General features: G+C 48.3%; 19 protein-coding genes. 3 read left to right on the top strand and 16 right to left on the bottom strand.

Annotated elements, in window-relative coordinates:
• Positions 1-155 precede the first annotated feature (155 nt).
• From BMY78_RS11405 to BMY78_RS11395, 3 genes are read right to left on the bottom strand one after another with little or no spacing between them, the layout of a single operon-like run.
• Entirely contained in the window at positions 156-818 is a 663-nt protein-coding gene (locus BMY78_RS11405) for a class II aldolase/adducin family protein (RefSeq protein ID WP_090898235.1), read from the bottom strand.
• Between the two features lie 53 nt (positions 819-871).
• Positions 872-2,374 (bottom strand): rhamnulokinase, encoded by a 1,503-nt coding sequence (locus BMY78_RS11400; RefSeq protein ID WP_090898231.1) that lies wholly within the window; start codon positions 2,372-2,374, stop codon positions 872-874.
• Positions 2,375-2,415: 41 nt separating this feature from the next.
• Positions 2,416-4,206, bottom strand: coding sequence for an L-fucose isomerase (locus tag BMY78_RS11395; protein ID WP_090898228.1), 1,791 nt, complete (start codon positions 4,204-4,206; stop codon positions 2,416-2,418).
• A gap of 407 nt (positions 4,207-4,613) precedes the next feature.
• On the opposite strand from BMY78_RS11395, the gene BMY78_RS11390 reads away from it, so the two are divergent.
• Complete coding sequence (locus BMY78_RS11390) at positions 4,614-5,624, top strand: LacI family DNA-binding transcriptional regulator (RefSeq protein WP_090898225.1); 1,011 nt, start codon at positions 4,614-4,616, stop codon at positions 5,622-5,624.
• A 364-nt stretch (positions 5,625-5,988) separates the two neighbouring features.
• Here the strand turns inward: BMY78_RS11390 and BMY78_RS11385 are convergent, their stop codons facing one another.
• From BMY78_RS11385 to BMY78_RS11375, 3 genes are all read right to left on the bottom strand, one after another.
• Positions 5,989-6,882: an NAD-dependent epimerase/dehydratase family protein gene (locus BMY78_RS11385; RefSeq protein ID WP_090898222.1), complete on the bottom strand. Its 894-nt coding sequence runs from the start codon at positions 6,880-6,882 to the stop codon at positions 5,989-5,991.
• Positions 6,883-6,975: 93 nt separating this feature from the next.
• Positions 6,976-7,692: an SAM-dependent methyltransferase gene (locus BMY78_RS11380; RefSeq protein ID WP_090898219.1), complete on the bottom strand. Its 717-nt coding sequence runs from the start codon at positions 7,690-7,692 to the stop codon at positions 6,976-6,978.
• Positions 7,693-7,716: 24 nt separating this feature from the next.
• Complete coding sequence (locus BMY78_RS11375) at positions 7,717-8,697, bottom strand: Gfo/Idh/MocA family protein (protein ID WP_090898216.1); 981 nt, start codon at positions 8,695-8,697, stop codon at positions 7,717-7,719.
• Between the two features lie 174 nt (positions 8,698-8,871).
• Here BMY78_RS11375 and BMY78_RS11370 point away from each other — a divergent pair, with 174 nt between their 5' ends.
• Positions 8,872-9,468: a bifunctional transcriptional activator/DNA repair enzyme AdaA gene (locus tag BMY78_RS11370; protein ID WP_371129131.1), complete on the top strand. Its 597-nt coding sequence runs from the start codon at positions 8,872-8,874 to the stop codon at positions 9,466-9,468.
• Complete coding sequence (locus BMY78_RS11365) at positions 9,465-10,283, top strand: SPL family radical SAM protein (RefSeq protein ID WP_090898210.1); 819 nt, start codon at positions 9,465-9,467, stop codon at positions 10,281-10,283. Before BMY78_RS11370 ends, BMY78_RS11365 begins: the two co-directional genes overlap by 4 nt.
• Before the next feature lie 85 nt (positions 10,284-10,368).
• On the opposite strand, the gene BMY78_RS11360 is transcribed toward BMY78_RS11365, so the two are convergent.
• From BMY78_RS11360 to pucD, 10 genes are all read right to left on the bottom strand, one after another.
• Positions 10,369-11,475, bottom strand: a complete 1,107-nt coding sequence (locus BMY78_RS11360; RefSeq protein ID WP_090898207.1) for a Gfo/Idh/MocA family protein — start codon at positions 11,473-11,475, stop codon at positions 10,369-10,371.
• A gap of 113 nt (positions 11,476-11,588) precedes the next feature.
• Positions 11,589-12,317 carry a ThuA domain-containing protein gene (locus BMY78_RS11355; RefSeq protein ID WP_090898204.1) on the bottom strand — a complete coding sequence of 243 codons (729 nt, stop codon included), beginning with the start codon at positions 12,315-12,317 and terminating at the stop codon, positions 11,589-11,591.
• 166 nt (positions 12,318-12,483) lie between these two features.
• A complete protein-coding gene (locus BMY78_RS11350; RefSeq protein ID WP_090898201.1) occupies positions 12,484-13,656 on the bottom strand; it encodes a Gfo/Idh/MocA family protein in 1,173 nt (390 codons plus the stop codon).
• 36 nt (positions 13,657-13,692) lie between these two features.
• Positions 13,693-14,739 (bottom strand): LacI family DNA-binding transcriptional regulator, encoded by a 1,047-nt coding sequence (locus BMY78_RS11345; RefSeq protein ID WP_090898198.1) that lies wholly within the window; start codon positions 14,737-14,739, stop codon positions 13,693-13,695.
• 259 nt (positions 14,740-14,998) lie between these two features.
• Positions 14,999-16,075, bottom strand: coding sequence for a class II fructose-bisphosphatase (glpX, locus tag BMY78_RS11340; RefSeq protein WP_079695983.1), 1,077 nt, complete (start codon positions 16,073-16,075; stop codon positions 14,999-15,001).
• 583 nt (positions 16,076-16,658) lie between these two features.
• Positions 16,659-17,225, bottom strand: a complete 567-nt coding sequence (locus tag BMY78_RS11335) for an EVE domain-containing protein (protein ID WP_371129130.1) — start codon at positions 17,223-17,225, stop codon at positions 16,659-16,661.
• Positions 17,222-17,788, bottom strand: a complete 567-nt coding sequence (locus BMY78_RS11330; protein ID WP_090898195.1) for a DinB family protein — start codon at positions 17,786-17,788, stop codon at positions 17,222-17,224. The genes BMY78_RS11335 and BMY78_RS11330 overlap by 4 nt, the downstream gene beginning before the upstream one ends.
• Positions 17,789-17,854: 66 nt before the next feature.
• Positions 17,855-18,802: a helix-turn-helix transcriptional regulator gene (locus BMY78_RS11325; protein ID WP_090898192.1), complete on the bottom strand. Its 948-nt coding sequence runs from the start codon at positions 18,800-18,802 to the stop codon at positions 17,855-17,857.
• Positions 18,803-19,060: 258 nt separating this feature from the next.
• On the bottom strand, positions 19,061-19,564 hold the full coding sequence (locus tag BMY78_RS11320; RefSeq protein ID WP_090898189.1) for a (2Fe-2S)-binding protein: 504 nt from the start codon (positions 19,562-19,564) through the stop codon (positions 19,061-19,063).
• On the bottom strand, positions 19,561-21,894 hold the full coding sequence (pucD, locus tag BMY78_RS11315; protein ID WP_090898186.1) for a xanthine dehydrogenase subunit D: 2,334 nt from the start codon (positions 21,892-21,894) through the stop codon (positions 19,561-19,563). The genes BMY78_RS11320 and pucD overlap by 4 nt, the downstream gene beginning before the upstream one ends.
• Positions 21,895-21,898: the final 4 nt, after the last annotated feature.

Below are 21,898 nucleotides of genomic sequence, written 5' to 3'. Positions count from 1 at the left end.
CAATTACTATGTATTTTTTTCGACCATGTACTACCCGTTTGATCCAAAATAAAAAAAGAGCAATTCACATCCTGTATTCCAGATTTTTCTGGAGGACGTAATCTGCTCTTATTGAGATAACCTTCTATATACTTCGTTTAATTATAAATATTCAATTATGACTTGAGTTGTTGCAGCAGCTGTACGCGGTAGGCTTCACTTTCAAGAGATTGGATCTCTTTGTATTCTTCCGCAGTAAGCACTTTTGGCTCCCCTGCTGCCTTGGCGATCATGTACACCTTGGCGCTTTCCTCCACCACCTGGGTGCGGTAGTAGGCTTCGCGCAGGTTTTTACCTGTCGTGACCAATCCGTGGTTAACCAGAATAAGCGCTGTGTGATCTTCAACCTTGGCAGCCACCGCATCAGCAAGAAGTTTGGTCGTGGGCAGAACATAAGGAACAAAGCCAATATCTCCCACCAGTGCAGACTGATCAGGGAACAAATGAGGCAATTCATCGAAAACAAGACTCAGAGCGATGGTGTATGCCGGATGTGTATGCACAATGGCTTGAATATCAGGATTGACCCGATAGCTATACAGATGCATCAACACCTCGGAGGAAGGGCGTGTCGATCCGGCACGTGTCTCTCCTGTCGCAATATCAATCGCGATCCATTCGTCAGGCTCCAGATCCTCTAGTGCGTAACCACTCGGCGAAAGCAGCATCGTTCCTTCGGAACGAGCGCTCAGATTGCCCCCTGGTCCTACCACCAGCCCCTGAGCAACCGCTCTGCGGGCATATTTGGTCAATTCTTCCCTTACCTGTTGTTCAGACATGTTCTGCTCCACTCCTTTGACTTTTCTTTTTGAGCATTTTACCAAATGCTCATCTAATTGGATTTGCTCGCCAATGTTTGATTCAGATTTTGGTATCTTACGTAGGCTTCCTGCCACCTTGCGGTGTCTTCTGGCTCATAGGTTTCGGGAGAAAAGGAAGAAGCCATAACTTCTCTCACCTCGGACAAGCTGCTCACTTCGCCATGTGCCAGGAATTGCAGCATGCAATTTCCGGCTGAAGTTGCCTCGGCAGGACCCGCTATCACCGGAATTCCTGCTGCATTCGCTGTAAATTGACACAATAAGCGATTATGCACACCGCCACCGACCATATGAATCACTCGTGGCCGGGTGCCTGTAATTAGCTCCAGTTCATCCAGAGTCTGTCTGAACTCCAGTGCCAAACTTTCGAGAATACAACGCACAATGGCTCCGGTCGTTTCGGGTATTGCTTGCCCGCTGGCACTGCACTGCTGCCGGATTCGCTCTGGCATGTCGCCTGGTGCCAAATACACTCCATCACCAGGCGATACAAAACTTTGATGAGCGGTTGCCGAAGCAGCGAGCTGGACCAGCTCCTCATGGGTAAAACGTTGATTCTCCCGTTCCCACTGCCGTTTGCATTCCTGCAATAACCACAGGCCTGAGCGATTCTTCAAGGTTCGCACTTTGCCATTTACCGTGCCCTCATTGGTGAATCCCAGTTGCCGGCTATGATGATCCAATACAGGATTGTCGCGTTCCACGCCCATGAGTGACCAGGTGCCACAGCTGATAAAGGCAAATTCCGAATCTGTTGCAGGAATGGCTGCCAATGCAGATGCTGTATCATGTGAACCTACCGATATCACTTTCATTGGTTCAATCTTCAGCTCTGCGCACAAGTCATCCGTTAACTGCCCCAGCACCGTGCCTGGCTGTACGAGAGGTGGGAATAACGTATCCGGAATACCCAGTCGGCCCATCAATTGTTCATTCCAACGGGCATCTCCGGCATGCAATAGTCCGCTTGTACTTGCAATTGTGTACTCGCTGGCCTGCTGACCAGATAGATAATAGTTAAATAAATCCGGCATTAATAACATGCGCACATCTGGCCGCAGAACTTCCGAGTGCTCGCGCACACTTCCAAGCAGTTGAAATACCGTATTGATCTGTTGTGGCAGGACGCCGGACATGGAATATAACTCTTCTTCATTCACCATGCGCAGGGCTTCTTCCATCCACTTCGCATTACGCGATTCCCGGTAATGGCGTGGGTTGAAACATAATCTTCCCTCCCTGTCCACTAATCCATAGTCGACTCCCCATGTATCCACAGCGATGGAACGGACCGGTTGGGAGATGCCTTGCATGCCTTTTACAATCCCTTGTTTCAGTTCGTGGAAAAGTCGCAGGAAATCCCAGTACAATCCATCTCCCAGGTGTACAGGATCGTTACTGAATCGATGCACTTCCACTAAAGAAAGCTTGCTCCCGTCAAAAGTCCCACGAACCACTCGGCCGCTTCCGGCGCCGTAATCGGCAGCAAGCACATGCGTTGCTTGAGTTCCCATCTCTCATGCCTCCTTCGCTTCTGCGACAAGCCGTTTGGATGTTAACGATATAACGGTCCAAAGACGCTGCATGCCCGGTAATCGGCACTTTCCGGTTCACTTGTGCCGAACAGTCCCCAGGCACGTGGACGGAAAATCTCGGATTCCGGTACATTATGCATACTCACCGGGATACGAAGCATGGAGGCCAGTGTCAGGAGATCTGCTCCGATATGTCCATAAGAGATGGAGCCATGGTTCGCGCCCCATTGATTCATTACTTCATAAACCGAAGTAAAAGCTCCTGAGCCCGTCAGAACAGGTGCAAACCAGGTGGATGGCCAAGTCGGATCTGTCCGCTGATCCAGCGTATCATGCACATCCTCAGGCAGATCGACCGTGTAACCTTGAGCCACTTGCAGTACCGGACCAAGTCCTTTCACCAAATTGAGACGCGTCATCGTAACAGGCATACCGCCCTTGGTCAGGAAATCAGCCGAATAGCCGCCGCCCCGGAAATATTCTACAGATGCCGGACGCCACGAAGTGGCTTTCAGGCAGTCCTGAACTTCTTCGTCTGTAATTTCCCAGAAAGGCTTGAGCACAGGCTCACCCGCTCTTGATTGTTGCCCTGTACCGTCCAATGCCGCAGAACCGGAGTTGATCAGATGCAGAATACCGTCCTTTGCCTTTCCTTCCAACTGGTGCCCTGTCACGCGTTTTACCGAATCCGGGCTCCAATAGGTGCGTACATCTGCGAAGATTTGCGCGGTATGGGTAAGCAGGGAACCAAATAACATGGACACACCATTCAGGCTGTCGTTCTCTGTTGCCACCAGATAAGGGGAGCGTTTGCCATTCCAGTCAAAGGAAGAATTCAGGATGGACTCCAGAAAATCACCGTTGGGTGAATGATCCGTCCACTGTCGTTGTCCCTGAAACCCGGATACAATTGCGTGGTGGCCCATGGATTCTTCAGTGAATCCCAGCTCCGCCAGCTTCGGATTGCCAGCCATCAGGTCACGTACGATCTGCGTCATTTTCACAACCGTTTCCCATTCATACTCTTTACGTTTGCGATCTGTTTGCAGATGGGCAGGATTGTTGTCAGGTCCTTCACTACAGTTCTCCTTCACCCAAGCCAGTGCCAGCTTATACTCCTCAGGATCGTAGATTTCTTCTTCTATACGACGAGTAAGTTCACTCATATCCACATATTCGTTCCGCATGCCCAGATACTCCTGGAAAAAGGAATCGTTCACGATGGAGCCGGCAATACCCATGGATACCGAGCCGATGGACAGATAAGCACGTCCCTTCATGGTTGCAGCGGCAAGACCCGCACGGCTGAAGCGCAGCAATTTCTCACGAACGTCATCAGGAATCGTCGTATCTCCTCCGTCCTGAACATCCTCGCCATAGATACCAAAAGCCGGAATTCCCTTCTGTGCATGGGCAGAGAGTACTGCTGCCAGATATACTGCGCCCGGACGTTCGGTTCCGTTAAAGCCCCAGATCGCCGTAGGAATGGAAGCAGACATATCCATCGTTTCTGTTCCATAACACCAGCAAGGTGTAACGGTAATGGTCACACCCACGTTGGAGCGACTGAATAGTTCCGCTGCTGCCGCTGCCTCGTTCACGCCGCCAATACAGGATTCGGCAACGACGCATTCTACCGGTGATCCATCGGGATACCGAAGTTCTGCTGCGAGCAGTTCGGCAACGGAAGTTGCCATGCGCATCGTCTGCTCTTCCAAGGATTCACGAACACCCTTGCGTCTGCCGTCAATTGTGGGACGAATACCAATCTTGGGAAATGCCTGTTTATAACGATAGTCCTGATGTGTCATACTAAAACGTCCTCCTTCAATGGTTTCATAGAATAGGTACGAATTACTTGTGACTTGTCTGTTTGTAGTTTGATGGGGCCAATTAGGATTCTGTTCCTTCTCTTCACCGATACCCGAGGTAATACACCACGATTGCATGTCAACGGTCAGTTGTTTTCTTATTATGAATGCGTTTACAAATACTTGATTAAATAAACCGCTCTATATTATTGACTCCGTTCTGCTGTCCTGTGATGGAGTATGAAGGAAGCGATATGAGCAAAAATGAAGAACGGTTAGACTGAAATACATCAATTTTTTTATAATTAGGGTTATCGGTAACCCTAAGATAGCATGAGCCTATGTTGCTGTCAATCGGCATTATCCTATAGAATGGAAAGACTATGTTGCGGAAAGGTTAGATCCTATTGATTACCATTTATGATATTGCCAAAAAAGCCAACGTCTCCGCTATGACCGTCTCCAAAGTCATTAATCAAACAGGTCGCATCAGTCAGGCGACACGTGAGCGTGTACAACAGGTCATCGAAGAACTTGGTTACATACCCAACTCGAATGCGCGCAGTCTTGTGCTGCAACGGACTCAGATGCTGTCATTGTTGATTACAGATATTACGAATCCCTTCTATACAACGCTGGCCCGGGGGGCTGAAGATGCTGCCAATCTGCGTGGGTACCGTCTCTTGTTCAGCAATAGCGACGAGGACTACGACAAGGAGAAAAATTATGTGGAAACCATTCTGTCTACCCGCGTCGATGGTGTACTGTTTGCACCTGCAGGGGACCGCTCTCTGAATCACCTGAAGCAGCTTCAGGAACGCAATATTCCGTTTGTTATTTTGGACCGCACTGTCCCTGGAATCACATCTGACGTTATCGCTGGAGACAGCCGGGATGGTGCGCTTCAATTGATTCGATATCTGACGAATCTGGAACATCGCTGCATTGCTCTGGTTAATGGTTCTTCCGAGGTTTCGACTGCGCGGCTGCGAGAAGAAGGATACATGGAGGGGCTCCGGGAAGCCGAGCTGCCCTTTGATGAAGACTTAATCCTTCGAACGGGCTATCGGGATTTCAGCGATGAAGTAGGTATCGACAGTTTGCTTGCACATCCACACAAACCTACAGCCATATTTGCAGCAAATAATATGCTTGCCATTGGCGTCATTCGACTTTTACGTAAACGGGGGCTGCGTGTTCCTGAAGATATCTCGGTCGTCTGTTTTGATGACCTCGATCTGGCTTCTGCCTTTGATCCCTTTCTCACGGTTGCTGCACAGCCTGCCTATGATTTCGGTGCCATCGGCATGCAGATGCTCATCGACCGAATTGAAGGTAAGGCTCCCGAAGAACCGCAGACCGTTATTATGCCATCAGAGCTGCGTATTCGCGCTTCGGCCTCTATACCTTCCCAATAAAGAGGAAAATCAATTGAAGATCAACTCTGACTTGAGAGAAACTGTTTTGTTGAAGCAAATAAAAACAGGACGCATCGGAGAGTATCTCTCTGACCGCGTCCTGTTTTTTATTAATTGTACCTCTTATATATATGGAATTTATATAAATTGAACTAAGCATTTACACAAGAACGTAGAGGCAGAAATAACCTGAAGAAGCGAAGCTAAAAGCTTTCTGAAAGAAAGCTGCATCGGAAGCATACGCTTCGCCTTTATCCCCGGATTTTCCCCTTTGAAAATGGGAATCCAAAAAATCTGGGGATAACAGCGATCGGAAGGTTGTTCTGTCATCGGAGTGGCAAGTGTAAATATTCTTTAGTTCCATTTATCCCTCGGATTGAAGTGCCAGAGCAACTTCGCGAACCAGACCCGGGAACCAATCCATTAATGCTTCGAACGTATATCCCGCCTGCTCTGCTTTGGACGTATCCATAGTCCAGGATTCCGAAATTCCAAAGGGTGACATGTCTTCTTCGATCGTTTCCGTCAGTACCTGGGATTGCATGCCTGTTACCGTTTCGATCAGATGCATCATCGCGGAAAGGGTTATCGCTCCTTTGGAAGCTGCATTCACAGGTCCAGTCATGGATGAATGTCCAAGCCAAGTGAGAAATCTCGCGGCTTCGGTGGAGTTGATAAAACCAATCTCGGCGTTCGGATTGGGCATGCCGATAGGTTTTCCTTTTTGCACATGTTCAATATGAAAATGGAGTCTTCGCGTGTAGTCATCAATTCCGAGTACAATCGGAATGCGCATCGCCGCCACCGGGAAATCCGCTTCCTGGAAAAACACAGCTTCCGCTAAGCGTTTACCCTCTCCATACGAGAAATCTTCATGGCTTCCATATTGCACCGGGTAGGTGTACGGATCAAAATCGGCTTCCGTAAATCCAGGTCGAGGATCTCCATATACGGAGAGCGTTGACGTCAAAATGTATCTTTGGGTACGCCCCGCAAAAGCTTCGCAAGCCGACTTCGCCGCATCCGGCGAGTAACAGATGTTGTCATAGACAATATCCCACATGTCGGTCTGCGCAACCTCGGCAAGAGATTTCGGGTCCTCTCGATCCATTTTAATCCGATTGACCTCGGGTCCAAAGTCTACATTCGTTTTGCCGCGAGTTGCGACGGTGATTTGAGACTTTCCTTCCCACAGTAAATGATCAACCAGACGTTTGCCGAAGAACCGTGTCCCACCAAGTATAAGTACTTTTTTCATCCGATAAAACCTCCTAACCTGTTCTGGTCATGCGTATCCTATTAAAACCTTCATGAATGAAGTGCTGTCTGTGCTGTTGCAATTCAGGTATGTTTACCGGGATTTCACAATATGGAGCATCGTGTGTGCTCCACGCTGGAATTCGTATAAAGTTTTCTCTTCAGATGTAATATATCCGCGTTCTTCCAGTATAGCCTTTAATTGATCCATATGCTCATAACGCTTGCCAGACAAGTCTACCGTAGGAAAAATACGCAGCTCCCGTTTGCTCACACGCAACAGCTCAAGGATCGTCTGAAGATGGAATTCGGCATCCAGACGATCTGCATACGTAAACAGGAAATGCGCAGACAACGTCAGGTCGAATTGTTCATCGGCAAAAGGTAACTCCGGCAGTACAGAAGCCACATAACGGTCAGGGAAACGTCTCATATCCGCTACACAATCGGTGATTGCACGTCTACGTTCTTCTTCCAAGCCATGGATCGAACCGAAATCATCCCATCTATATTTGTCTTGTACTTGTTCCATTTGTTTCATCGTATGTTCAATATCCTGAAGTCCCTTCACTTCCAGTTGGCCGATCTCATGTTCATAGGCAATATCCGCTGCCATGGGATCTGCACCCCACTTTCGCGAATGGCTGCTGAATGAACAAGCCCCACCTGGACAATCGAGAATAGACTTACCTTTAATTTCTTCCACGGTCAGGTTGAACATCTTCATATATTCCTCGAAGGTTCGCCCGATAAAAATAATCTGTGCCAGCTCCAGGCCGGCTACTCTGCTCTTCTGCTCATCTCTGCTCATCTCGTCTCAGCTCACTTTCCAGAATTAATCGTTAGGAAAAACAAGACCAATCTGCTGCCGGATCTGATCCATCACCTGCATGGTAACATAGGAGCGTTCATACGTGTTCATGTCCGATTCCTTTTTGCCCTGCTGAATCAGATTGACAAACTCCTCCACTTCATAATACATCGACGGGTAAATTTGCTCGGCAGTGAGTTTTTCCACCGTACCATCATTGTAGCGTATCTCCGCATGTTCGGGTGAACCAATTTTGTCAATGAGGATGCTGCCGCGTTCGCCCATAATTTCACTTGGAACATGAGAATTGGAGATTTTGGAGTACGTCACTACCGCCTCCATCTCATCATAATTTAGAATGACACTGCCTTGTCCATCTACCCCGGATTCCAGCATTAATGCCTGGGATTGAACTTGTTTAGGCTCGCCAAACAACGTAATCAATGGATAGAGACAATACACACCAAGATCCATTAACGCTCCATTAGCAAGATCGGGTTTGAACGCATTCAAGACGATTCCTTCCTTATACTTGTCGTACCGGGAAGAGTACTGGCAATAGCTCGCCACATATTTACGTACCGGGCCAATTTTATGTAGGTGAGATTGTACCATTTTGAACGAGGGAACAAGGGTCGATTTCATCGCCTCCATGAGCAGAACTCCATGTTCTTTCGCTGTATCAATCATACGACGGACCTCTGCCCCATTGGCAGCCAAAGGTTTCTCGCACAGTACATGTTTGCCGTTTCTCAGAAACAACTCTGCCTGCTCCGCATGAAAGGTATTGGGTGTTGCAATGTACACCGCATCAAGACCATCACTCGTCGCCATCTCTTCGAGGCTGGTGAATCGAAGTGCAGCCTGATATTGATCTGCAAATGCATTAGCTTTATCTTCAGTCCTTGAGTATACGGCGGTCAATTCGAATCCTTCGACTTGTGCAGCGGCCTCAAGAAGTCTCTCTGTAATCCAGTTGGTACCTACCACGCCAAAACGAATCATTCAATCTACCTCTTTCATAAATAAATTTCACGCTTAAACAGCTTGCCATCCTGTACATTGTAGCCTATATTTCATTCAGATTGAAGGGATGTCCTTTTCCAACATATTGATATCTTGCTTTTTTGTTTGAAACTTCGTCCATCTCCGTAAATCAGGGGTATAATAAAACTTGAGGTGATTCTTTTGGAAAGTCACAATTCCTATCAAACAGATTCTGTTCCTATAGATGACAAACAGTGGAATGCCATTATCCACAACGACAGCAGCTTTGATGGTAAATTCTATTACGGTGTCAAAACAACAGGCATCTTTTGCCGACCTTCCTGCAAGTCGAAAGCACCCAAATATGAGAATGTCTCTATATTTAACAACCCTGAAGAAGCATTAGCTCTACATTTCCGTCCATGCAAACGGTGCAAACCAACGGGCGAGCGAATCCCTGATCAGGAATGGATTTCTGTTGTAACAGACTATATTGAACATCATTTTGCCGAGCCTCTAACACTAGATATTCTTGCAAATGTGAGTCACGGGAGTCCATATCATCTGCATCGGGTGTTCAAACGGATTACAGGTCTAACTCCGGTGGAGTATATTCAGGAAAAAAGAGTCACCGAAGCCCGGAAATTGCTTGAAAGCACCCGGCTCACTGTTTCAGATATCGGTCGACAGGTTGGCATAGCCAATCCGGCGTATTTTATTACTGTATTTCGAAAACATACAGGCAGCACACCTGCCAATTATCGTGAACAAAGGCGTGATCCATCATGAAGACCAATTTGGTATACAAAGTACCTAAAACATTGCTGAACAAAGGAACCGGGTTCCTTAATGGTTATACGCATACGCTGAATCCCTACACAGGCTGCGCTTTTGGCTGTTCCTACTGTTATGTAAGGCAAATGCCCGTCTCTTTATTTCGTAATGAACCATGGGGCAGCTGGGTTGATGTGAAACAGGAAGCCGCCAATGTGTTTGCCAAAGAGCTGAAGCGTGCGAAATCAAAAGGTAAAGTCACTCTTTTTATGTCATCCAGTACAGACCCGTATCAACCCATAGAATATAAGGAGCAAATCACGCGGTCTTTGCTAGAAGTCATGGTCCAGCATCCACCTGATTTTATATTGGTACAGACCCGAAGTCCATTGGTGACCCGAGATATCGATCTGCTGCAAAAGTTGGGTGACCGGGTCCGGGTTAGCATGACCGTGGAAACGGATCTGGATGATATCCGCAAGCAGTTCAGTCCTTCAGCTCCGCCAATCGCTGGCAGATTGCGTGCACTGGAACAACTCCGAGATGCCGGTATCCCCACACAGGCTGCTATTGCGCCAGTATTACCCAGCAGCGAAAATTTTGCAGCCATCCTGAGGCCGCTTGTTGATCGTATTTGCGTTGATGATTACTTTATGGGAGATGGCAGTGAGGGCAAACGAACCCGGAGACTTGGCATGAAGCCACTTTACGAACAAGTGGGCAAGGAAGATTGGTACAGTCCTGAGGCATACAAAATGGTAGTCGAGCGAATGAAGGCACATTTTGAGGAAGATGAAATTTGGATTAGCCAGGCCGGATTCGAACCCTGAAACCCTGATCATGCCTTGATATAAAATGAAAATAGACCTGCTTCCCTCGCATCGGGAGTCAGGGCTATTCTTCTAACTTAATCGATTATTGATCAAGTGTGTACAATGGAAGATCTGCCGGCAGTGCAGCTGGGCGCTGACATGTGCTTTCCATTTTATAAAAAGTCTGCTCATCCGAAGAATCATGGAATGCCCACATGGCTTCAAGTACATGATAGGCCAGCTCTCCACTTGCTCTGTGAGCGCGACCGCTGCCCACTGCATAAGCCATATCTGCAACACCGATGCCACGTGTATTTTCCTGATATCCTGGAAGAAGAGGCACCTCAGTCCACTCCTGATCTCCCATCAACCGGTAACGAACCGGACCGCCGAATGTGTTTGGATCAGGAACCTGTAGGGTTCCATGGGTGCCGTATACTTCAATCGGTGGCAATACACTTCCGCCAAATACGTCAAAACTCGTAATCAGCGTGCCGATAGCTCCCTGCTCAAATTGCAGCAATCCCGCTACATGCGTCGGAATTTCTACAGGGATGCTCTGACCCCGCTTTTTCTCACTCGTGATCGTCCGCTGCTCCATCGCTTTGCCCGTCATGCCAGCAATGGACTTGATTGGCCCAAGTAATTGTACTAGCGCAGTCAGGTAGTAAGGCCCCATATCAAACATCGGCCCACCACCGGCTGCATAGTAGAACTCCGGATCGGGATGCCAGTGCTCATGCCCACGGCTCATCATAAATGCGGTAGCTGCCACAGGTTTGCCAATGACACCATCCTCTACCACTTTGAGTGCAGTCTGTATGCCTGAACCAAAGAACGTCTCTGGTGCACAGCCTACCAGCAGACCTTTACGCTTGGCCGTTTCCAGAACCGTCTGACCTTCTTCGCGTGTAACGGCGAGTGGTTTTTCCACATATACATGTTTGCCTGCTTCGAGCGCTCTCAAGCATACATCCGCATGAACGGCAGGGATTGTCAGATTGATAATCAGGTCGATCTCAGGGTCTGCCAAAATTTCATCTACCGTATATACGTTAGGAACAGAATAAGCAGCTGCTTGCTCCTCTGCTCTGCTCCGGTCAAGATCCGCAACCGCAACAAGATCGAGCACCTCAAATCGGTGACAGTTCTCCATATAAATACCGCTGATTTTACCGCAGCCAATAATGCCTACTTTCATTGTTTTCATGCTTGGACTCCCTTTCTGTTCCCACTGGATATAGCGCTTCCATAAAAACTCTAGATGGCTGTGATGTGGGGCAATATTTTTTCTCAACGGATGTGAATTAGATTGAATATAATTTAGTGACTTTGGTTATCAGCCATTCCTGTGTAAACTTCCGCCAATTCGTTCGTACGGCTATGCGCAAGTGCTTTACCTGCGGCAGTCCATTTGAAACCACTACGCATCATTTCAGTAACTTGTTTCATCTCCACAATATCTGCATGGTGTCCGAGCGAATTGTAGAACACACGGCCTGCACCCCAGCGCTTGGTCCAAACGACTGGCATATCTACTGGGCCATTGGCTGCGTGAGGACCGTTAACAATTGGGAAACGTGTTGTTGCCAGCACTTCCACTGCAGGGTCCACATGCAGGTAGTACTGTTCACTTTTCACCTGGAAATCTTCAATATGATCCAAGAGCGGACTGGAACCACGCTTCATGTTTACCGTGTACTCCACGCCGTCGTTCCCTGGATGCGCAACCCACTGTCCACCCGTCATGAACTGCCAGTCGACGTTGTTGCGGAACGCATCACACATCCCGCCATGAAGACCCGCAAGACCCACGCCACTCTGGACAGCCGCAGATACATTATTGACCAGTTCCTGTTCAATCTGCCCCATCGTCCACAGCGGAATGATTAGGTCCAGACCCAGCAGTTTCTCTGCATCCGCATAAGCTTCCAATGTATCTGAGACTTCAACCTCGAATTGTTCTTCCTTCAAAATGCGTTCAAAAATTGCTGCTACCTGCTCTGGTTCATGTCCATCCCAGCCGCCCCATACGATTAGTGCTTTGCTCATCACTGATCACTCGCTTTCCGGAAGTTAAGTTATTGTCATTCTCTATCGGACCTTACGCAAACTCAAGACCTCTCCGAGGTCAACATCCTAGCTAAAATCTAGTTTATTTATTTCAAATGAGTGCCACCATGATGTCCACTTCGCAATTCAGTGAGTGGCTCAATACTTACATTTCTTCTAGCGACACCCAGCGGCGCTCTGTAACGGAACGTTCAACGGCTTCCAATACTGCTTGACAGGCAACCCCATCATGGAAACTTGGCTCAGGCTGCCGTCCTTCGGAGATCGCAGTCACCAGTTCCAGCATTTCATGTGTGAACGTGTGCTCGAATCCAATCGTATGTCCTGCAGGCCACCACGCCTCAGCATATTTGTGTGCCGGATCAGTCGCCAGAACACGGCGGAAGCCCTGCACATCTTCATCGTCATTCGTAAAATACACTTCCAGTTCATTCATCCGTTCAAAATCAAACCGAACGCTGCCCAGACTGCCGTTGATCTCAAAGGAGTTGGTACTGCGATGACCTGCTGCAAAGCGTGTAGCCTCGAAGCTTCCCAACGCACCATCTGCAAATCGTGCCAGGAACAAAGTGGCATCATCTACCGTCACTTCGCCCTTCGGAGCATCTGCGTTCGAACCGCCTTTGGCACTAAGTCCGGTCATTTCCGAAGCCAGCGGCCGCTCTTTAATGAACGTTTCGCTCATCCCGATCACTTCCTTGAATTCACCCACCAGGAAACGTGCCAGATCAATTAGATGTGCGCCAAGATCGCCATGCGAACCGGAGCCGGCCACTTCTTTTTGCAGACGCCACACCAGCGGGAACGAAGGGTCCATAATCCAGTCCTGAAGGAAAAACGCACGGAAATGATAGATTTTGCCCAGACGTCCGCTTTGCACCAATTCTTTGGCCAGCTGCACAGCAGGAGAGAAACGGTAGTTGAATCCGACCATGTGAGCAACCCCTGCTTCTTCCACAGCCTGAAGCATTTCACGTGAATCAGCGAGCGACAGTGCCAGCGGTTTTTCACAGAACAGATGTTTACCTTGGCGAGCGGCTTCCAGCGCAATTTCCTTATGGGCATCACTTGGAGCGTTAATATCGATCAGATCGATGTCATCACGTCGCACCAGCTCGCGCCAATCCGTTACACTTTCAGACCAGCCGAACTGATTGGCAGCCTCCTGAACTCCCTGCTCGTTACGTCCACAGATTACCGACATATCGGGCTGCAGCGGTGCAGACGGGAAAAACATCGGCAGACTGCGATAAGCATTGCTATGGGCTTTCCCCATAAATTTGTATCCAACCATTCCGACACGAAGACGATTTGACATGGTCATTTCCTCCTTTGGAATATAACTAGCAATGTATTAATTACGGATTGAAGAGGTACGGATAATCAGTTCCGTAGGCAATAACTGCCTTGCAGTTTCTGAGGGAACTTCGGAATTCACTGATGCAGCTGCTGCCCCCAATGATGCATGAATAAGCTTGGATGCAGCCAGTTCACCCATTTCATAAAAGGGAACCCTGACGCTGCTCAGCGGCGGAACCGCCATCTCGGCTGCATCGGAGTCATCGTAACCCACAAACGCGGGGAAATCCTGAACCTTGATCCCACGCTCACGTAAACCATGCATAACACCGATCGCCATCCGATCATTCGCAGCAAATACAGCGTCAATCTCGTCAAGTCGGGTTGCGATGGTGGCAGCTGCCTCCACACCGCTTCGTCTGCTGTAATTTCCCTCCAGCAATAGACTGGAATCCACCTGCATTCCGGCTTCATTCAGCCCGATCTGGACGCCCCGAAGCCGCTCCTGACTGTTGGAATAGCTGTCTGGTCCATTGAGAAAAGCAATGTTCCGATACCCTTGATCGGTAAGGTGACGGATTGCCTGCCTGCTGCCCTCCACATGATCGGCATCCACTTCCATGAATGATTCGCCTGCAAAGTGCTGGCTCATAATGCAAAAGGGATGTCCTTCCTGCTTAAGCTGCTGCATGGCAGCCAGTTCCCCATGATCATCTCGCGCGCCGAGAATGATGCAAGCATCCACTTTCTGACGGCGGAACAGATCCGTATAATTCATCACTTCACCCGGTGTCCTGAACATGACTAGCAGGTCCATGCCGTTGTCCCTGGCTTTGCTCCCAATGCCGCTCAGCATTTCCGAGAAGAAATACGCCGAGAACAAGTGCGCCTTCGGAACATAGGGCAGCACCACGCCAAGGTTACCACTTTTACTTCTCGCAAAGCTGCGGGCCAGTGCGCTGGGCACGTAACCCAATTGATCGGAAGCTTCAATAACCTTGCGGCGGGTTTCCTCTTTAATAGGACCAACGCCATTAAGAACTCGGGAAACTGTAGCTTCCGAAACACCGGCAAGATCAGCCACTTCTTTACGGGATGCCATGGATCTCACCTCCTTCATGTTTCCTGAACACATGCAAAACCGGTGCCATGTATCAATTAATTATGTACGCGCGTACATCTTCTCATGTGTTGTAACCGTTGTCAATGCTTTTAACACAAAAAAAGATGGGGATTTGTGTAAACAAATTCCCCACCTTTTGCTTACTATATTTTCTTGTAACTTGTCCTACATTCCCTAATGATTCAACTGTCTACAAATTGTTATTTATTGGCCCAACTAACTAGAGCCCATACCTGCATCAGGTCGTCACGCCGTTACCGACGGATGATTGACTGAACTCAGCCTGTTCCAAAATAGTGACATGACTTTGAATGCGATCCGAAGGCTCAGGTGTCGATTGAAGCTGCCGCACTTTGTGCAACACTTCCTTATTAGGAAGGAAATGCTGAGAACGGATGAAACGAATGGTTTTGGTTTTGGCACGCATGACAATGGAATCGGTCTCTGCCCGGTCATCTGCGAGGTAACGCACTCCTCCAAGAATCTCACCTGGGGTAACACCAGTTGCTGCAAAAATGACGTCTTCCGTGCCGATCATATCCTGCATCGTTAATACTTTGTAGGGATTATCGATCCCCATTTGCAAGCAGCGCTGGAATTCATCTGCGTTCGCAGGCATTAGGCGACCTTGAATCTCGCCCCCCAGACAGGACAAGGCTGCTGCTGCAAGTACACCTTCCGGTGCTCCGCCTGATCCAACATACAGATCAATTCCTGCCTCTGGAAAAGCAGGTGCCATCGCACCAGCAACGTCACCATCACTGAGGAACTTGATTCGCACACCAACCTTGCGTAATGTCTTGATTGTGCTCTCATGTCGTACACGGTCCAGAATCATGACAGTTAGATCAGAAATGTTTTTGTTCAATGCTTCAGCAGCTTTCTCCAACGTCACTTCAACCGGGTCTTCGATACTGACCTTGCCCACCAGAGCCGGCCCTACAGCCAGCTTCTCCATATACATATCCGGTGCGTGGAGCAGGTTGCCTTTTCCCGCCACTGCAATAACCGATAAAGCGTTGTTCAGGCCCTTGGCTACGATCTCTGTACCTTCCAAAGGATCTACAGCCACATCAACCTCGGGTCCCTCAGCGTTCCCGACTTCCTCGCCGATATACAACATGGGTGCTTCATCCATTTCTCCTTCACCGATTACCACCGTGCCGCGGATGGACACGGAATCGAACATGGCGCGCATAGCCAAAGTAGCCGCCTCATCTGCACTGTTCTTGTCGCCCCGCCCCATCCAGGGTGCTGAAGCTAACGCAGCCAATTCTGTTACTCGGACAATTTCCAACGCCAGTTCGCGTTCCATTTTTCCCACTTCCTTTCCAGTTTCCAAAAGCATACATTGAAAGCGGTACTAAATCCATCGCAAATCCATATGAAATTGATCTAAAACGGGCGTAATAGCCCGATTTTGAGAAATGAGACCATTCTGTCCCTCGTCGATAAATGAACACATTTACACACGAATGAACATGCCATGTTACAGGTCTACTCCACCGGATTATATCTGGTTTGTAGCAGTGTCTTCATCTTTTTTTTCGATACTCCATATTCATTGCGTTGAGTGTGTCTCAGGAACAGATTAGTGCAATAATAATTCATATAACAACGTTATTTATGTAATTAAACTTACATTGCCAAAGAGAATTATCATCCATTCCCACGTTCCTCGAAAACGATTTAATTAAGGTTGCTACAACCATTCTGCACTTTCAACGAAACAATATTGAAGACCTTATAAGTGAGGTTTATCATTCAAAAATTCGAACTGAAAATCCACCTAAATCCTGCTCTATCCACCCCTTAAACATGGTTAACAATATAGATACAGCTTATGGATGTCATCGAAAATAATAAGTTTACATAATAATTATTACGTTGTTAAAAATTCAATTCTTTTTATTTCCCGTCAAAAGGTTTTCTGCCTCAGTCCCCAACATGGCAACTGCAATTTTCAGAAAATCCTCTCTTTGAATCTGCAAATGACCATATCTAAAAGGATATCCCCATCGCGCCTGTCCCCTAGTAAGGATCAGTTGATCCAGTAAATCAGCGATCTTCACCTGCTGACAAGGATAATAGTGAACATTCCTCCGATGCGGTACAAAGGAATCCGACACATGGTACGTGTACACCTGATCGTCTATTATACGCCCTATGGCGGTAAATGCTTGAAGTACCTTGCCTCCTTGCATGCTTGTTCGGGGCGAATAATAGATCAGCCAGTCTCCTGCATTCATTCTTCGCAGTGAAGCTACCTTGCCGTGACAGAGCTGGGCGAAGCCCCCTTCCACCCCTTTTTCCACATGGGATGCAGACACGACCCCGATCCAGTAGCGGTTTCCTTCATCAGATTCTGCTTCTATATCTAACTGATGGGACAGAAATTCTCTCGTATGAGTCTGCTGAATTTCTGTATTATTTGCCATCAAATCATGCTTTGCCTGTTCATTCATCTCTGCACCTGTTCTTCCCATGCCTTTTTCAAACGCTCAAGCTGCAAGAAATGATGACGATAATGCATCTCCACCAATGCAAACCATTCCTCAGCATTTAAACCACCGAACCTAGGATGTGGCAACGTAGATTCCAGCGTTGTTCCTTCCAACAGCACTTCTAATCTCCGAATTTCATCCCTGACCTCATTAAATCCTTGAATTATTGTTTCTCTTCCATCCGGTTGTAGTGGAGTATACTCAGGAGAAGCAGGAACGTGGATACGTATTGGTGGAAAACTTGCTTGCGCAAAAACAACTTCCCCTGTTTCTGTTTTCCCCTGGTTTTTCTTCTTACCCGAGTTCTCGTCTGGGCTTATACAAAGTTGAACATTGGCTAAATGCATTTTCATCGCAGACTGAATTAAATGCTGGTACATCTGGCCCACCGACCACTCAGTCTCACTGGGTTTGTAGCTTAACTGAGCATCGCTCATCTGCTCCAGTTCCTGCAAATAACGTTCCAGCGTCAGTTCAAAATCTCGTCGAATCTCATCGTTGTTCCTTGTTATTTTCGTTTCCATACCAATACACAGCTCCTTCAATCGGTTATAAACCGATCATACACAAACACTACTGACAACGTTATGTCAGTAGTGTTTAAGGAGATTGCTTGCTTCCTCGCGAATACGGATTCTCAACGATTCAGGCTCCAAAACCAGAGCCGAGGCTCCCCAGCCAAGTATCCAACGCAGTACATCTTCTGGATGCCTTACACGAAAATCTGCGTATAATCCATCTGTTTGCAGCTCTGCTTTCTCCATGTAGTAATTATTCGCTTCAATCACTCGATCTGCAATTCGACCATGAAACCATGCACGGACATGAACATCACGGTTGTCAGGTGGTGAGTAGCTATGAATATTAAAATCAGGAGGAAGATCGAATGAATCTGTACTAATCTCCAGATCGCTCATCCGGGATATACGAAAATGACGAATCTCCTGTCGCAAATCACATCGGGCAATCAGCATCCATGAACCTTGCATCCAAAGCACCCCGTAAGGGGAGGCCAAACGAATGGTCTTTTGCACGGTTTCATTCATAGTTCCAGGTTTATGGTAATGAAAACGAATTTTGAGCTTAAGCTGCATTGCCTTGCGGATGATTCCCATATGTTCGATCTCTCGCTCGCGTGCATCACTGTCAGGTGAACGAAGTAAACGGATACCCTGTTGTATCTGCCCCACCTCTTCCCGAAGAGGCACGGGCAGGATGGCTTCAATTTTGGAACGGGACGTAAGAGATGTACTTTTGTAGTAGTTATCGAAGCGCTGCTCCACAAAATCAAGTCCGATGAGAAGTGTTACCGCTTCTTCAGCTGTGAAGCTGATCGGAGGCAAAAAGTATCCTTCCATAAGCGAATATCCTACTCCGGGTTCTCCCACCACAGGAACTCCTGCCTCACATAACGCCTGAATGTCTCTGTATATGGTTCGGACACTTGTTTCAAACAAGAGGGCCAAATCTTCCGCACGTTGAACCTTCCCCCGCTGCAGCTCAAGTACAATGGCCAGCATACGATCCGATTTGTTCACGAATCATCCCTCCTTGTGTGTAATATCAATTACACCATCTTCATAGGACATTTATTATAAGTAACATATGGTCAAATGAAAAGTATACTAACGAACAAGTTTTCGCAATGCCCGCATCGAACCATTTTCGTATGTTGTTTCATCAAACAACAACAACAACAACAACAGCAAAGACCAACCCCCAGAACATAGGTTGGTCTATAAAAACTCTTATGATATTGAAATTCAGAGAAAGCTCTGACCTCACTTCTTCCATGATCATGGGGTAGAACCCACCCTATCGCGCTCATCGATCACCTTGTTTACCGCTCGTAGTATTCCTCCATATCCAGTGCAGCGGCACAGGTTGCCGCATAATCCCGTTTCAATCTGTTCCTGACTTGGCTGCGGATTGCGGTCCAAGAGAGCCTTGGTGGAAATGACCATTCCGGGTGTACAATACCCGCATTGGAAGCCGCCCTCTTCCACAAAAGCCTGTTGAATTGGATGTAACTCGCCTTCCTTTTCACCGAGCAACCCTTCTATTGTTGTTATCTCACTGCCAGCACATTGATAAGCCATTACGAGACAGGAATTGACAGGCTCTCCATTCATCAGAACCATACATGCACCGCAGCGGCCAACTTCGCAGGAAACTTTTGTTCCCGTCAGATTCAAATGCGAGCGCAGTACGTCCACTAGACGGGTCGTTTGGGCGATGTGCAATTGTTTCTTTTCCCCATTCACAACGGCTGTCCAGAAGTTGCTCAAAGGCTCAGTCATGATGAGCTCACTCCTTCCTGAAGCGAGACGCTAAGTGGTTTGATTAGTTGATCTCGTGGAACCGGTAAACGATTAACCCACACCCCGGTAGCCTGATGAATTGCAGCGGTGATGGCCGGAGCAAGCGCCACCGAACCAATCTCGCCAATGCCCCGCGGTCCAAAAGGATCGCCCTCGGGCAGATCTTCAATTGCCTCCACTTCCAGGTTGGTGTGAATGTCGCGAATCGTCGGAATCAAGTAGGTGTCCAGATTGGTTGTCATGTAGCGGCTGTCTTGCATCACAGCATCCTCGGTCAATGTAAAACCCAACGCCATTACGCTCCCGCCTTCGATCTGTCCAATGAATCCCATTGGATTGATGACAGGGCCAGCAGCTACCACATGCCTCGTATCCAGCAATTTGGCTTCCCCGGTTAGCGTGTTTACCTCCACCTCTGCTGCTACCGCAGCATACGTATATAAATAATGCCCACCTACAACATTGTCCGGCGTGGTCGGGTATTCAAATTGAGTATCAAAAATCCATTCTTCCGCTTCTCCATGCTTCGCCAGATCAACGTAAGAAACAAGAACTTTGGAATTCATCGTCGGTTCATTCGCTGTAACTTCTGGAGAAAGCTGATCCTTGCGCCATACTCCCTCTATTCCAGTAATCAGTTCGTCAGCCGGAATTCCTGACAAGGTAGAGGCTACCGACAAGATTTTGGAGCGGAATGGTGCCTGTAATCGCTGAAGAGCCATCCAGGCCATCGTCGTTGAACGCGAAGCGGTGCTTGAACCACTGTGCGGCACTCGATCCGTATCCCCAATGATGATGCTCAGATCGGAGGTTGAGCAGTGGAACAGATCGCAGAGCATCATTTCAAGCGTGGCGATGAGTCCCTGACCGAATTCTTCGTAGCTGAATGCCACTTCAATCTTACCTTCGGCATTCAGGGATAGACGACCGCCCGCCGGATCGGGTATGCCATAACCCAACCCTGCCCCGTGCATGGCGATGGCTGCACCCACACCACGTTTAATCCAGGTAGGCAGAGAAGGTTCTACCGGGGGATGCAGATGCTTTTGCCATAATTCCGAACGATCCATCGCCTCCCATACTTGCGATAGTCCATCCGTGACCAGAATCCGTTGATTCAATGGCCCAGGATCGGACTTTTCCCTCATGTTGCGTCTCCGAAACTCCCAAGGGTCCATATTCATAATCTCTGCGAGTCGATCCATCTGACCCTCTATTGCAAAGATCGCCTGATTACCGCCAAATCCCCTGAACTCTCCCGACACGCCATTATTCGTATACACCGAGACACCCTCCACATCTACGTTGGGAATCGAATAAGGCCCGAGACAGTGTTCTGTGCAAAAATTCAGGACAGGTGCTCCCAGCGTTGCATATGCTCCGGTGTCTGCGGTAATGCGGACTCGGTGAGCCTGGATCATGCCTTCACGGCTGATTCCGGTCTGCATCTCAATTTTCATCGGATGGCGCTTCAAGCCTGCACGTACGGATTCTTTGCGTGAATTGTGCATTTTCACAGGACGTCCGCACCTTAAAGCAAGCAGTGCTCCATAAGGCTGTACATTCAGCTCATCTTTCCCGCCAAAAGAACCGCCTATCGGAGAGGAGATCACCCGGATATCCTCTTCGGAACACCCAATGATTCGGGCAAGCTGCATTCTGTCCTTGTAACCATGCTGTGTAGCCGCGTAGACATGGAGTCTGCCATTCTCATCAGGAACAAATAAACCGCCTTCTGTCTCCATATAGGCGTGCATCTGACGAGGGGTATAATAAGTCTCACTCACAACATGTTCGCATGCAGCAAAGCCCTCATTTATATTGCCTCGTTTGATTTCGGTACGGTGTAACACATTGCCTGCGCCATGTTCGTGGAGCTCTGGTGCACCAGGTGCCAGTGCAGCTTCTGGGCTGTCCAGTGGAGTCCATTCCTCATACTCAATCCGGATGGCATCCAGAGCGAGCGCTGCACGTTCCGGGGAATCCGCAGCAACCGCGGCAATGGCATCACCGATATAACGAACAACATCCTCGCAAAATACAGGCTGATCCGGAGTTGCAATGCCAAACAGGTTCAAACCGGGCACATCTTTGGAGGTGAGTACAGCAAATACCCCCTCCATAGCCTCCGCTCCGGTAATATCGATAGACAATATGCGGGCATAAGGATAAGAGCTTCGAAGGACCCTTCCGTGGATCATATCGGGCAGCGTCATGTCTGTCAGATATTGAAGCTGTCCCGTTACTTTGCCTACCCCATCTGGCCGCAGATGCCAACGTTTCCCACTACTATTCCGATTCAACAGCATGCTC

Source organism: Paenibacillus sp. OK076 (assembly GCF_900110055.1).
Classification (GTDB): domain Bacteria; phylum Bacillota; class Bacilli; order Paenibacillales; family Paenibacillaceae; genus Paenibacillus.
Note: the sequence above shows the minus strand (reverse complement) of the source record. Positions and strands in the feature narration are given on the sequence as shown.